This is a genomic window from Paenibacillus sp. BR2-3 (assembly GCF_046529485.1).
In the GTDB taxonomy this organism is placed as follows: domain Bacteria; phylum Bacillota; class Bacilli; order Paenibacillales; family Paenibacillaceae; genus Paenibacillus_AQ.
In genome coordinates this window covers 1-13,371 of the sequence record NZ_CP126311.1, presented here as the reverse complement: position 1 = coordinate 13,371, position 13,371 = coordinate 1, and the positions used below count along the sequence as shown (strand labels likewise).

Annotated in this window: 9 protein-coding genes and 1 rRNA gene; 1 reads left to right on the top strand and 9 read right to left on the bottom strand. The window is 46.7% G+C overall.

Translation table 11 applies throughout. The annotated features are described in order from the left end of the window. Nucleotides 1–10: 10 nt before the first annotated feature. The 3 genes from PaeBR_RS00050 to gyrA all read right to left on the bottom strand — a co-directional run bounded on the left by PaeBR_RS00050 (nt 11) and on the right by gyrA (nt 5,765). A 16S ribosomal RNA gene (locus PaeBR_RS00050) occupies nt 11–1,568 on the bottom strand. A gap of 380 nt (nt 1,569–1,948) precedes the next feature. Beyond that, entirely contained in the window at nt 1,949–3,046 is a 1,098-nt protein-coding gene (locus tag PaeBR_RS00045) for an HD-GYP domain-containing protein (RefSeq protein ID WP_410512934.1), read from the bottom strand. Between the two features lie 184 nt (nt 3,047–3,230). Further along, nucleotides 3,231–5,765 (bottom strand): DNA gyrase subunit A, encoded by a 2,535-nt coding sequence (gyrA, locus tag PaeBR_RS00040; protein WP_410512933.1) that lies wholly within the window; start codon nt 5,763–5,765, stop codon nt 3,231–3,233. A gap of 317 nt (nt 5,766–6,082) precedes the next feature. On the opposite strand from gyrA, the gene PaeBR_RS00035 reads away from it, so the two are divergent. Further along, the gene (locus tag PaeBR_RS00035; RefSeq protein ID WP_410512932.1) at nt 6,083–6,949 is read left to right on the top strand and encodes a YheC/YheD family protein; all 867 of its coding nucleotides are present in this window, start codon (nt 6,083–6,085) and stop codon (nt 6,947–6,949) included. A gap of 81 nt (nt 6,950–7,030) precedes the next feature. Here PaeBR_RS00035 and gyrB read toward each other — a convergent pair whose 3' ends face one another. From gyrB to dnaA, 6 genes are all read right to left on the bottom strand, one after another. Further along, nucleotides 7,031–8,941: a DNA topoisomerase (ATP-hydrolyzing) subunit B gene (gyrB, locus tag PaeBR_RS00030; protein WP_410512931.1), complete on the bottom strand. Its 1,911-nt coding sequence runs from the start codon at nt 8,939–8,941 to the stop codon at nt 7,031–7,033. 46 nt (nt 8,942–8,987) lie between these two features. Then, nucleotides 8,988–9,236 (bottom strand): extracellular matrix regulator RemB, encoded by a 249-nt coding sequence (gene remB / locus PaeBR_RS00025; protein ID WP_410512930.1) that lies wholly within the window; start codon nt 9,234–9,236, stop codon nt 8,988–8,990. 17 nt (nt 9,237–9,253) lie between these two features. After that, nucleotides 9,254–10,372 carry a DNA replication/repair protein RecF gene (gene recF, locus PaeBR_RS00020; RefSeq protein ID WP_410512929.1) on the bottom strand — a complete coding sequence of 373 codons (1,119 nt, stop codon included), beginning with the start codon at nt 10,370–10,372 and terminating at the stop codon, nt 9,254–9,256. 36 nt (nt 10,373–10,408) lie between these two features. After that, nucleotides 10,409–10,636 carry a S4 domain-containing protein YaaA gene (gene yaaA / locus PaeBR_RS00015; RefSeq protein WP_410512928.1) on the bottom strand — a complete coding sequence of 76 codons (228 nt, stop codon included), beginning with the start codon at nt 10,634–10,636 and terminating at the stop codon, nt 10,409–10,411. A gap of 48 nt (nt 10,637–10,684) precedes the next feature. Beyond that, nucleotides 10,685–11,827: a DNA polymerase III subunit beta gene (gene dnaN / locus PaeBR_RS00010; RefSeq protein WP_410512927.1), complete on the bottom strand. Its 1,143-nt coding sequence runs from the start codon at nt 11,825–11,827 to the stop codon at nt 10,685–10,687. A 197-nt stretch (nt 11,828–12,024) separates the two neighbouring features. Further along, the gene (gene dnaA / locus PaeBR_RS00005) at nt 12,025–13,371 is read right to left on the bottom strand and encodes a chromosomal replication initiator protein DnaA (RefSeq protein ID WP_410512926.1); all 1,347 of its coding nucleotides are present in this window, start codon (nt 13,369–13,371) and stop codon (nt 12,025–12,027) included.

Below are 13,371 nucleotides of genomic sequence, written 5' to 3'. Positions count from 1 at the left end.
TTCTCCATAGAAAGGAGGTGATCCAGCCGCACCTTCCGATACGGCTACCTTGTTACGACTTCACCCCAATCATCTACCCCACCTTCGGCGGCTGGCTCCCTTGCGGGTTACCCCACCGACTTCGGGTGTTGTAAACTCTCGTGGTGTGACGGGCGGTGTGTACAAGACCCGGGAACGTATTCACCGCGGCATGCTGATCCGCGATTACTAGCAATTCCGACTTCATGCAGGCGAGTTGCAGCCTGCAATCCGAACTGAGACCGGCTTTGCTGGGATTGGCTCCACCTCGCGGTTTCGCTTCCCGTTGTACCGGCCATTGTAGTACGTGTGTAGCCCAGGTCATAAGGGGCATGATGATTTGACGTCATCCCCACCTTCCTCCGGTTTGTCACCGGCAGTCTGCTTAGAGTGCCCACCATTACGTGCTGGCAACTAAGCATAAGGGTTGCGCTCGTTGCGGGACTTAACCCAACATCTCACGACACGAGCTGACGACAACCATGCACCACCTGTCTTGGGTGCTCCGAAGAGGGACACTATCTCTAGTGTTTTCACCCAGATGTCAAGACCTGGTAAGGTTCTTCGCGTTGCTTCGAATTAAACCACATACTCCACTGCTTGTGCGGGTCCCCGTCAATTCCTTTGAGTTTCAGTCTTGCGACCGTACTCCCCAGGCGGAGTGCTTACTGTGTTAACTTCGGCACCAAGGGTATCGAAACCCCTAACACCTAGCACTCATCGTTTACGGCGTGGACTACCAGGGTATCTAATCCTGTTTGCTCCCCACGCTTTCGCGCCTCAGCGTCAGTTACAGCCCAGAAAGTCGCCTTCGCCACTGGTGTTCCTCCACATATCTACGCATTTCACCGCTACACGTGGAATTCCACTTTCCTCTTCTGTACTCAAGCCACCCAGTTTCCAGTGCGACCTCAGGTTGAGCCCAAGGTTTAAACACCAGACTTAAATAGCCGCCTGCGCGCGCTTTACGCCCAATAATTCCGGACAACGCTTGCCCCCTACGTATTACCGCGGCTGCTGGCACGTAGTTAGCCGGGGCTTTCTTCTCAGGTACCGTCACTCTCATAGCAGTTACTCTATGAGACGTTCTTCCCTGGCAACAGAGCTTTACGATCCGAAAACCTTCATCACTCACGCGGCATTGCTCCGTCAGGCTTTCGCCCATTGCGGAAGATTCCCTACTGCTGCCTCCCGTAGGAGTCTGGGCCGTGTCTCAGTCCCAGTGTGGCCGTTCACCCTCTCAGGTCGGCTACGCATCGTCGCCTTGGTGAGCCGTTACCTCACCAACTAGCTAATGCGCCGCAGGCCCATCCCTCAGTGACAGATTGCTCCGTCTTTCATTCTCTCTTCAGGAGAACAAAGAAATTATCCGGTATTAGCTACCGTTTCCGGTAGTTATCCCAGGCTAAGGGGCAGGTTGCCTACGTGTTACTCACCCGTCCGCCGCTAAATCCTATTGAAAGCAAGCTCCCAATAAAACTCCGCTCGACTTGCATGTATTAGGCATGCCGCCAGCGTTCGTCCTGAGCCAGGATCAAACTCTCCAAATTGGTATTTAGAAAGAGCGATAGCTCATTTTGAAACATCTGACGAGAATTTACATTCTCATTTTTGGATTTCACTTTCATAAAATCCCACTCACTCGTTGTTCAGTTTTCAAAGATCAAGTTCTCGTTGTCGGTCATTAATGCTCACCAGCAACTCTTATAATATATCATATCCAACCGTGTAATGCAAGCTCTTTTTTTAATTTCTTTTCGAGCTCGGCATCAACATTTCTTGGCCGGAATAAGAATATACCATGTATGAATATCTATTGCAAGCTTTTTTTAATAATACTTTTCATATCAGTCCGTTGTGCTGCCTCCACTTCGATTTTATCACCAACAGATATGGACGCAGCACAACTTTCCCACTAAACACTATTTACTTATTGGGAAATAATCTCCTTAATGTAAAGCTCGCGATCCAGCGCCAAATTAACGATTGCACCCTCAACCTTAACCATGGGACGTGTCGGGTTATTACGATCCGAGAATATAATCTCTCCAGGACGTCCGTCGCTTAGGCGTATTTGCGTTCCGTTGTACAGCTCAGTTGTTTTTTGAATAAAGGTTTGTACAATAACAGGATCCAGCTTACCGAAGCCTTCCTTAAGAATCTGCTCCAATACCAAATACGGCGATTGAGCCTTTCTATAAGCCTTCTCCCGGGTCATAGCATGATAAATATCGGCAACGGCTACAATTTTGGCGTAAAAATGAATTTGACTACCCTCAAGCCGGAGCGGGTATCCCGAACCGTCTATTTTTTCATGATGTTGCAGTGCAGCCAATCTTACTCCCTCATTAATGGCGGTTACGTTACGCAGTAGCTGGTATCCGTAGGTTGTATGTCTGCGTACCTCATCCCTTTCGTTGCTGCTCAACGGCTCAGCCTTTTGCAAAATGGATGGATCGACTTTCGCATTGCCAATATCATGCAGCAAGCCGGCAAAAGCCGCCTGCATCCAGTCCTTCTGGGGATAATTGCACCATTGGGCAATTTTATATGAAGTCAGCGAAGACAATACCGCATTATGGTAGTTATAATCCTGCTCATTAAACATACGCGGCACAAATTTCAATACATGATAATCCTTAATATGTACTACTAAGGCTTCCAACTGGCTCCGTAATTCGAAGATTGGCAGAGGGAGAGCCGTAATCGAACGGTAACTGCTCTTAATCAGCCCCAGCATCTTGTCATACTCATCGTGAAGAGGCGAATGGCTTCTATGATTAATGACCGCGACTGTTTTAGCAGAGATTGGGGTTGCTTTGGCAGGCGTTTTGACAGGTTCAGCAGCTTTATTATCCGCTTCGCTGCCTTCAATCTCTACCTGTTGAATTAAAAAAGCATGAAGTATATCCATATCACGCGGCAGCAATATTTTACCCTTGGTGAACAAAGTGCCTCCCAAAGGTGTAATTACATCTTTAATAATCTTCGATCCCGGTTTTACATCCGCAACGGATATATTCGGCATATGCTCAGCCCCTTAATTTCTTTACTGCTCCCAGCTGTTTAATAGGCTAGAAAAATTCTATTCCTCTAATTATAGTATGGATAAATACAAGCGACTAGTATGGAGTGGAGGATGCCTTATATATTTTCAAAAAAAAGAGCAAGGGTTTCTTAAATAAGAAGCCCTTGCTCTTTACTTATGACTACTATTCCAGCGTATCTTCTTCGCTTTCAGCGTCCGTTTCAGATTCGCTTAATTCAACTGCTTCTTCTCCCGCCACTTCTCCGCCTTCTTCGATGTCTGACAATTCCTCTTCCTCGTTCTTGTCAGCACGGCAAAGAGTAGCTACCGCATCATCCTCACGGATGTTAATCAGCTTCACACCCTGCGCATAACGCCCCATCGTGGAAATTCCGTCCATACTGGTACGGATCAAGGTCCCGCTGGTCGTAATGATCATCAGGTCTTCGTCACTCTTAACAACCTTAAGACCTACTACAGGACCATTCTTCTCGGTAAGATTGATAGTCTTAATCCCTTTACCGCCGCGAGTCTGGGACCGGTAGTCACCAGCTGGTGTCCGTTTACCGTAACCCTTGGAAGTAACGATCAGAACTTCAAGCTCTTTATCTACACAATCCATCCCGATCACGTGATCATTGCTATCGAGTGTAATCCCTTTGACACCCGTCGCGCTTCGGCCCATAGACCTTACATCGTTCTCGGAGAATGTAATCGACATGCCGCGTGCTGTACCGATAATCAAGTTCTGCTGACCGTCTGTAAGCTTAACCTCAATCAGCGAGTCCTCTTCACGGAGATTAATGGCAATCAGTCCGCCTTTGCGGATGTTGTTATAATCTTCAAGCGGCGTCTTCTTCACGATACCCTCGCGGGTAGCAAAGAACAGATACTTATCGCTATCGCTTTCCTCCACCTGGATTACTGCACTGATCTTCTCACCCTGTTCAATCTGAAGCAGATTGATAATTGGCGTTCCGCGTGCCGTTCGTCCAAGCTCAGGAATCTCATAAGCCTTAATCCGGTAGACCTTACCCTTATCGGTAAAGAACATCAGATAATTATGGGAATTGCTTACGAAGAGATGCTCAACGAAATCCTGATCCTTCGTATCCATACCAATTACACCGCGTCCCCCGCGCTTTTGACTGCGGTATGTGCTGACCGGCAGGCGTTTGATATACCCGGTATGTGTAATAGTAACAACAACCTCTTCGCGGGGAATAAGGTCCTCATCCAGAATGCTCTCTTCACCTACGGTAATCTCTGTACGGCGCTCATCGGCATATTTATCACGCAGCTCCTGCAGCTCCGTACTGATGATTTCCAGTACTAGCGATTCATTAGCTAAAATTGCCCGATATTCTGCGATTTTGGCCAACAGCTCATTATATTCATTTTCGATCTTTTCCCGTTCCAGACCTGTAAGGCGCTGCATGCGCATATCGAGAATAGCCTGAGCCTGCTCGATACTGAGGCTGAATGTACTCATTAAGCCTTCGCGCGCAATATCCGTTGTCCGGGAAGCACGAATCAAAGCTATAACTTCATCCAGGTGATCCAGCGCGATACGCAGACCTTCCAAAATATGCGCCCTTGCTTCAGCCTTTTTCAGATCAAATTCAGTCCGGCGGCGAATAACCTCCATCTGATGCTGCAAATAATGATACAGCACATCGCGCAGATTAAGAACTTTCGGTTCGTTATTAACAATAGCAAGCATATTGATCCCAAATGTCGATTGCATGGAAGTATGCTTGTACAGATTGTTCAACACAACACTAGGATTGACATCGCGTCTCATCTCTACCACGACACGCATACCATTACGGTCGGATTCATCACGAAGATCTGTAATGCCGTCGATTCGCTTCTCACGTACCAATTCAGCTATTTTCTCAACCAGACGGGCTTTATTGACCTGGTAAGGCAGCTCATGAACAATAATACGGGCTTTCCCGTTATTCTCCTCGATGACGGCCTTAGCCCGCATAGTAACAGAACCGCGTCCTGTACGATAGGCTTGCCGAATACCCTCACGGCCCAAAATAAAACCAGCCGTAGGGAAATCAGGGCCTTGAATATATTCCATCAATTCCATAGGTGTTATTTCAGGGTTCTTGATCATCGCCTGTACACCATCGATGACCTCACCCAAATTGTGTGGTGGAATATTTGTCGCCATACCGACAGCAATACCGGAAACTCCGTTAACGAGAAGATTCGGATAACGGGACGGCAATACAACCGGCTCATTCTCTTCACCATCGTAGTTGGGCGCGAAGTCTACTGTCTCTTTATTGAGATCCCGCAGCATTTCCATTGCGATTTTGGAAAGGCGGGCTTCCGTATACCGCATGGCCGCTGCCATATCCCCGTCTACAGAACCGAAGTTGCCATGGCCGTCAACCAGCATGTATCGCATAGAGAAATCCTGGGCCATACGTACCATCGTCTCGTAAACAGCAGAGTCACCGTGTGGATGATACTTACCGATAACTTCGCCGACGATTCTCGCCGATTTTTTGTGAGGTTTATCCGGAGACATTCCAAGTTCGGACATCGCAAACAAAATGCGTCGGTGAACCGGCTTTAATCCGTCCCGCACATCTGGTAAAGCCCGGCTAACAATGATGCTCATCGCGTAGTCCATAAAGGAATCGCGCATTTCCACACCAATGTCCCGATCTTTGATTTGCGGGTTATTTTGTTCAGCCATGAGTTGCTGGACCTCCTTCAGTTAAGAAAAACCGCTACCCTTTATTATATTACTTTCTCAAAAGTAGCACAATTAAACGTGATAGCCTTATATCATCTATTATTAATTTCTTTTTTACCCGGATAAGGGTATTGGCCCTTTCCGCACCTATCTCATGTACATAGAATGTACAGACAGGAAGAAACGGCTCTGCCGTCCGTTATATGGATAAAAACGCCCTATGTTCGTCCAATAAGGCCTAATCCCATATCCTTTTATTATACCATTGTTTAGATGGCTTGTCCTGAAATTTCAGCAGTAAGAGAAGGAGGAATACCATGAGGATTCAACGGGTCTCCAGCAAGTGGGCCAAAACACAAGCCATCCTGCACAACAGCTCTCTATCCAGCTACATCCCCGATACCCGTAAATATGAAATTCATACTCTAAAAGAAATGCTTATATTATACGAAACGGTTTACATTAAACCGGATCGGGGAACTTACGGCAGCGGTGTGATGCGGGCCGAGCAGCGGACCGTCACCTTGAGTCCAAGCGTGCCAGAGGAAGGCGTTGAGGATAATAACGAGAGGAACGACAAGGAAACAAAACTGATGTATATTTTGCGCTATGGTAAGTCTGCAGATGTTTTCTCTTCCCCAGAGGAACTTGATGCTGCATTGATGAAGGTCATTCAAGATCGGCCCTATTTGATCCAAAAAGGAATTAATCTCCTGCGTCATCGGGACCGGCCGTTCGATTTGCGGGTGCTTGCCCAAAAAAATCCGGAAGGCCTCTGGGAAACTACCGGTATGCTGGGCAGAGTTGCCGCCCCTCAAAAAATTGTAACGAATTATCACAACGGAGGGCGGATACGGTCCGTAAAAGCACTTCTTAAAAAACATATGGATGCCGCTGAAACAGCTCTCACCATAAATCAACTGCAGACACTCGGAATCCGTATGGGTCGCCAATTGGAGACCGCTTATCCGGGAATTAAAGAGATCGGCCTGGATGTGGCCATTGACGATCATCATGATTTGTGGCTGCTAGAGATCAACACTTTACCCTCCATAGTCGTCTTCAAACTCTTTCCGGATAAATCCATTTACCGCAAAATCCATCGTTATGCCGCAGCCTACGGCCGTGTCAGAACGGCTAACTCTCCCCTGCAACGGAAAGGGAAATCAAAGTCATCGGGATAAAATCATTACTCAGTCATAAAAAACCTCCGGCTTTACTTTCCCAAAAGGAAAGAAAACCGGAGGTTTGTGTTTATTTAGATGTTACACATCAAGATTCTTGACCATCTTGGCATGCTCTTGAATGAAATCGCGCCGCGGCTCAACGTTATCACCCATCAGGGTATCAAAAATACTATCCGCAAGCATAGCATCCTCAATCGTTACCTGCAGCATCATACGGCTTTCAGGATCCATGGTTGTATCCCACAGTTGTGTGGCATTCATTTCACCCAGACCTTTATAGCGCTGAACATTGACCTTAACATTATCTCCGAAGCCCGCAATAATCTCATCGCGTTCTCTCTCGGAATTCGCATAGCGAATCACTTTGTTGCGCTCCACCTTGAAAAGCGGCGGCTGAGCAATATAGATATACCCTGCATCAACCAGCTTACGCATGTAGCGATAGAAGAAGGTTAGCAGCAGAGTTCTGATGTGAGCACCATCGACATCGGCGTCCGTCATAATAACCACTTTGTGATAACGTGCCTTGGCCAGATCAAAGTCATCGCTGATGCTAGTACCGAGGGCCGTAATAATGGCCCGGATCTCAGCATTGGACAAAATACGATCCAGACGTGCTTTCTCTACGTTCAGGATCTTCCCGCGCAGCGGCAGAATGGCCTGAAAATGACGGTCCCTGCCCTGCTTGGCGGATCCCCCCGCAGAGTCTCCTTCGACGATGAACAATTCGCTGATAGAAGCATCTTTGGAAGAACAGTCCGCCAGCTTGCCAGGCAGAGCGCTGACTTCAAGTGCACTCTTGCGGCGGGTCAGCTCACGTGCTTTACGTGCAGCTTCACGTGCCCGCGAAGCTTGCAGAGACTTCTCAAGAACGCGCCGTGATACGGCCGGATTCTCCTCTAGGAACTCCTGCAGCTTTTCCCCGAACAATGATTCCACAATTCCGCGTACTTCGCTGTTGCCGAGCTTGGTCTTCGTTTGACCTTCGAACTGCGGCTCGGGAATTTTGACGGAAATAATCGCCGTAAGTCCTTCACGGACGTCATCACCGGTCAAATTAGAGCTGCTATCCTTGATTACACCCGTTTTACGGGCATAGTCATTGATGATACGGGTCAGGGCACTCTTAAAGCCGGATTCATGCGTTCCGCCCTCATGCGTATTAATATTGTTCGCAAAAGAGTAAATATTTTCTGTATACGAGTCATTGTATTGGAGAGCGACCTCGACATGGATCATATCACGTGAACCTTCAACGTAGATTGGTTCTTCATGCAGGGCCTCTCTTTTTTCATTCAAATATTTAACATACTCAACGATTCCGCCCTCATATTTGAACGAATTGGATACACCAGTCCGCTCATCGTGAAGCGAAAGCGCAATTCCTTTGTTCAGAAAAGCCAACTCACGGATACGGGTAAGCAGTGTTGAATATTCAAAGGTAGTAGTTTCAGTAAATATTTCAGGATCCGGAAGAAAGGTTGTCGTCGTTCCCGTCTCATCCGAATCTCCGATTACTTTGATATCATACTGCGGTGCTCCACGTTTATATTCCTGTTGGTAAACATGCCCGTCACGTTTGACTGTTACGACAACTTTTTCGGACAAAGCGTTTACTACGGAAATACCTACTCCGTGTAGACCACCCGATACTTTATATCCGCCGCCGCCGAACTTACCGCCTGCGTGCAGAACAGTCATAACAACTTCGAGTGTTGACTTTTTCAGCTTCACATTCTCCCCTACAGGAATGCCGCGTCCATTATCAATAACGGTTACACTATTATTTTCATGAATAATCACCTGAATGTGGTCGCAATAGCCAGCCAGGGCTTCATCGATACTATTATCGACAACCTCCCACACCAAATGATGCAGACCTTTAGAGCTAGTGGAACCAATATACATGCCTGGACGCTTTCGGACCGCTTCCAGCCCTTCCAGCACCTGAATCTGGCTCTCATCATATGTTGGTTGATTCATTGACATGCCTTCACCTACTTCTTTCAGATTATCTCATCGTCCTTGTGTGACATTATATCTCTAATAATATTTTGGCTCTTTTGTTGAGAGTGGAGGAGGAAATAGGGGAATAGTACACGATATTTTTCGTAACGACTATCGATTTCGCTTCCTCTTCGCCAATCCGCTCCAGCTTTTTATCTTGCTGGGCCTGAATGACGAATTGCTTGGACACCTTGGAGGATTTCTCAATCGAAATATCAAATATAGCAATCAATTCCGAAGAACGGATAATCTTCTCCCCGCCCAAATGAATATACATGTACTTCCTCCGCTCTGTTAAGAATCCACTTTGCCGTCGTGGACATGGTATAGGCTCGCACCTTTTAATTTATCAGCCTTTAGGGTCTCAATCCCTGTAGCTGTTATGAATGTTTGTACTTTACTTTGAAACGTCTCGATAAGCTGGGTTTGACGATATGGATCCAGCTCGGATAATACATCATCAAGAAGCAGAACGGGATATTCCCCAATTTCCTCGTGAATCAGCTCGATTTCCGCCAGCTTGAGCGATAAAGCCGTCGTACGCTGCTGACCTTGGGAGCCATAGACCTGCGCCTCTCTTCCGTTGATAAAAAAGGACAGGTCATCCCGATGGGGGCCCGTCAGCGTCATGCCGCGCCGTATTTCCTGATCTCTGGTTTGTGATAACTTTAACATAAAATTGTTTAATAAGACAGCTTCATCTTCCTCATCCCTCTCTCCAAAAGAGGGGACATAGAGCAATTTAAGCTCTTCTCCGCCGTTTGTAATTCCCCGATGGATGCTTTCTGCCCATATCTGGAGCTTCTTTATGAATTGTTTCCTTTTTTTGACGATTTTAACACCGTGCTCTACAAGTTGAGCATCCCAGACCTCGAGCAGCTCTCTTCCTGCCGTATCTTTTCCCCACAACTGCTTCAGCAGATTGCCTCGTTGGAGCAGTATCTTCTGGTATTGCTGCAGGTGAAATAAATAACTGGGCTGTACCTGGCCAATTTCCATATCAAGAAACCGCCGTCTGATCCCGGGGGTTCCTTTGACAATCTCCAAATCCTCCGGTGCAAACATTACGACATTCAATGATCCGACAAATTCGCTTAACCGTCGCTGCTCCAAGCCGTTTATTTTTGCTTTTTTGCCCTGAGCAGACAGCGTAAGCTCCAGCTTCAGATCCCCGTATTTCCGCTGCACCTCGGCAACAATTTGAGCTGTACCCCCCGGAGCCTCGAATGAGATCAGCTCCCGGTCTTTGGAGGTACGGTGGCTCTTGGTCATCGCCAGGACGAACAACGCCTCCATGAGGTTTGTTTTGCCTTGGGCGTTCTGACCGAGAATTAGATTGACGTCACCCAGGCTCTCCAGACGCAGCAGCCCGTAATTGCGATAATGCTGCAGACCGATATTTTTAACAAACACGTAATGGTTCCTCCTGACGCTATTAAAACCGCAAACCTATTCTTTTACTCCACCGCCGACAACCTCAAAGGAACCGGCATCCTGTACCTCAACCTTATCACCCGGGTACAGCTTTCTTCCGCGTCGTTCCTCCTTCTCACCGTTGACCAGCACATGTCCCTCCTGCAGCAGCGCCTTTGCCATTCCGCCTGTGGATACACAGTCAGACAGCTTCAAAAATTGGTCGAGCTTGATATATCCACTGTGGATAACAATTTGATTCATGCTTTTTTATCCTTTCTTCCACTTATCCACAGGTCGTGAATGGTGGCTTTAATTTGTTGTACGGTAAGGCAAGATTACATACATACTGCGGCTGTCGTCCAGAGGCTTAAGAATAATCGGACTCATCATGCCGGTAAATGCGATCACAAGCTGCTCGCTTTCCACGACTTTTAACACATCTAGCATATATTTGGAGTTGAATGAAATTTTCAGCGGTTCGCCTTGAAAATCGATAACTTCGAGTTCTTCACGCACTTTACCCAGCTCGGAGGAACTGGAGGAGATTTCAATGCCGCCATGCTCGAGCGTCTGCAGACGTACAATATTCGTTTTTTCCTCCCGGGACAGCAAATAAGCCCGATCTATGGATTCACTTAATTTTTTTGTGTCCAAGGTTAGTTCTGTTTTATAGGCTGTTGGAATAATTCTAGAAGTATCCGGATATATTCCGTCCAGTATACGCGAATAAAAAAGAACCTTATCGATTTTGAACAGCACTTGATTGTCGGCAACAACAATATCTACGAGCATATTCTGATCAGGAATAATCTTACTAAGCTCATTAAGTGTTTTACCGGCAATAACGACGTTTCCAAAACGAACATTCTCAGTTCCATCCAATCTTGCAGCTCTTGTAGCCAGACGGTGGCGGTCGGTAGCCGTAAATTTAAATTCACCATCGGCCAGATTCCACAAAATACCCGTCAGAATCGGTGTTGTCTCCTGGGTGGAAATGGAGAAGGCTGTTTGCTTAATCATATTTTTGAGCAAATCTCCTGGTAGAGAGATTGTTTCGTTCTCTTCAATATTCGGCAAAACCGGGAATTCTTCGGGATCAAGACCCACGATTTGAATTTCAGTGGCTCCGGAAGAAATATAAGTCTGGAAGCCTTCTTTTACTTCCATGTGGATCTCTTTGGAGGGCAGCTTCTTGATGATTTCAACGAAAAATTTGGCCGGCAGGACAACGCTTCCCGGTTGCTCTACCTTCACAATAGTATGGCTATCATTCTCTGCAGGAATAAACGATTGAATGGAAATATCAGTATCGCTTGCGGTCAGCGTAACTCCCTGATGACTGACTTCAAGCTTAATACCGGTAAGAATGGGAATCGTTGTTCTGCTGGATATGGCCTTGGATACGTGTTGGATGGATTCGTTAAGTTCATTTTTAAGAATGCTGATTTTCATAACTTCACTCCTAGCTCAAAAATTGGGGTTCTATGCCTGTAAGGTTAGCTTTAGAACCTGTTAATAGATGATGAATTATTATAGTTCTTTATTAGTATTAGTAGTAGGGGCACTGAATATGTGGATAACCCTTTTAAAACGCATAAAATTAAGCCTATTCACATGTGCATAGATTGTGTATAGGCTCTTTGATTCCTTTAAGAAGGATTTTTAATTTTTTCTGCAAGATTATTGACCACTTTATACAGCTCCTGATCGATCTTTAATGACTGGGTTATCTTCTCATGGGCGTGTATGACTGTTGTATGGTCGCGTCCACCGAAGGCCTCTCCAATCTTGGGCAAGGAATAGTCTGTTAATTCCCGGGAAAGATACATTGCGATCTGGCGCGGAAAAGCAACAGCTTTGGTACGTTTGCGTGCTTTGAAATCCTCTAGCCTCAAATTATAATATTCGCCTACTCTGGCTTGAATATCCCCGATCGTAATCATCTTAGGACGACTGGATGGGATGATATCCTTCAGTGCTTCAGCAGCCAGGTGGGTTGTTACATCCTGATTGGTCAGTGACGAGTAGGCTACAACACGGATCAGCGCACCCTCCAGCTCACGGATGTTGGTATCAATTTGATTGGCAATGTACATCATCGCCTCGTTGGGAATATCAAGATTCTCCGCTTTGGCCTTCTTACGCAGGATGGCGATACGCGTCTCCAGGTCCGGCGGTTGAATATCTGTTATAAGTCCCCATTCAAACCGGGAACGCAGCCGTTCTTCCAAAGTAGGTATTTCCTTAGGAGGACGGTCGCTGGAGATGATAATTTGCTTGCGTTCTTCATGCAGGGCATTGAACGTATGGAAAAACTCCTCCTGCGTCGATTCTTTGCCGGCCAGAAACTGAATATCATCAATAAGCAAAATATCAACATTCCGGTACTTGTTGCGAAAGCTTTCCCCGCGGTTATCACGGATCGAATTAATGAATTCGTTGGTGAATTTCTCGGAAGAAATATAAATAACCTTGTTGCTGGGGTTATGCTCCAAAACGTAATGGCCGATGGCATGCATTAAGTGGGTCTTGCCCAAACCAACGCCCCCGTACAAAAAAAGGGGATTATAGGCTTTGGCGGGCGCTTCGGCCACGGCAAGGGATGCCGCATGCGCAAAACGGTTGCCGGAACCGATCACGAACGTATCGAACGTATATTTTGGATTGAGCAAATGCGTCTGTGCTTCTTCACGCGATACCGCGGGCAGAGGGGCAGATGGCTGCACTACAGGCTCGGGGGGCTTGCTATCTTCAATAACAAATTTGACGTCAACCTGTTTGCCGGTGACTTCGAAAACCGTAGCGCCTACCAGCTTGGTGTAACGGCTTTCCAGCCATTCCACTGCAAAGGTTGTAGGGGCCGATATTATGAGAACCTGTGGGCCGAAAGTTAATGCCTTCGTAGCTTTAAACCAGGTGTCAAAGCTCGGTTTGCTTAATTTGGTTTGAATGATCGATAAAATTTGCTGCCATAATTCGGAAGTATGGCTGTCCAC

Excerpts from the sequence above, each read along its gene's own strand:
- dnaN (WP_410512927.1), bottom strand. The coding sequence starts at position 11,827 with ATGAAAATCAGCATTCTTAAAAATGAACTTAACGAATCCATCCAACAC.
- gyrB (WP_410512931.1), bottom strand. The coding sequence starts at position 8,941 with ATGTCAATGAATCAACCAACATATGATGAGAGCCAGATTCAGGTGCTG.
- gyrA (WP_410512933.1), bottom strand. The coding sequence starts at position 5,765 with ATGGCTGAACAAAATAACCCGCAAATCAAAGATCGGGACATTGGTGTG.
- PaeBR_RS00045 (WP_410512934.1), bottom strand. The coding sequence starts at position 3,046 with ATGCCGAATATATCCGTTGCGGATGTAAAACCGGGATCGAAGATTATT.
- remB (WP_410512930.1), bottom strand. The coding sequence starts at position 9,236 with ATGTATATTCATTTGGGCGGGGAGAAGATTATCCGTTCTTCGGAATTG.
- yaaA (WP_410512928.1), bottom strand. The coding sequence starts at position 10,636 with ATGAATCAAATTGTTATCCACAGTGGATATATCAAGCTCGACCAATTT.
- PaeBR_RS00035 (WP_410512932.1), top strand. The coding sequence starts at position 6,083 with ATGAGGATTCAACGGGTCTCCAGCAAGTGGGCCAAAACACAAGCCATC.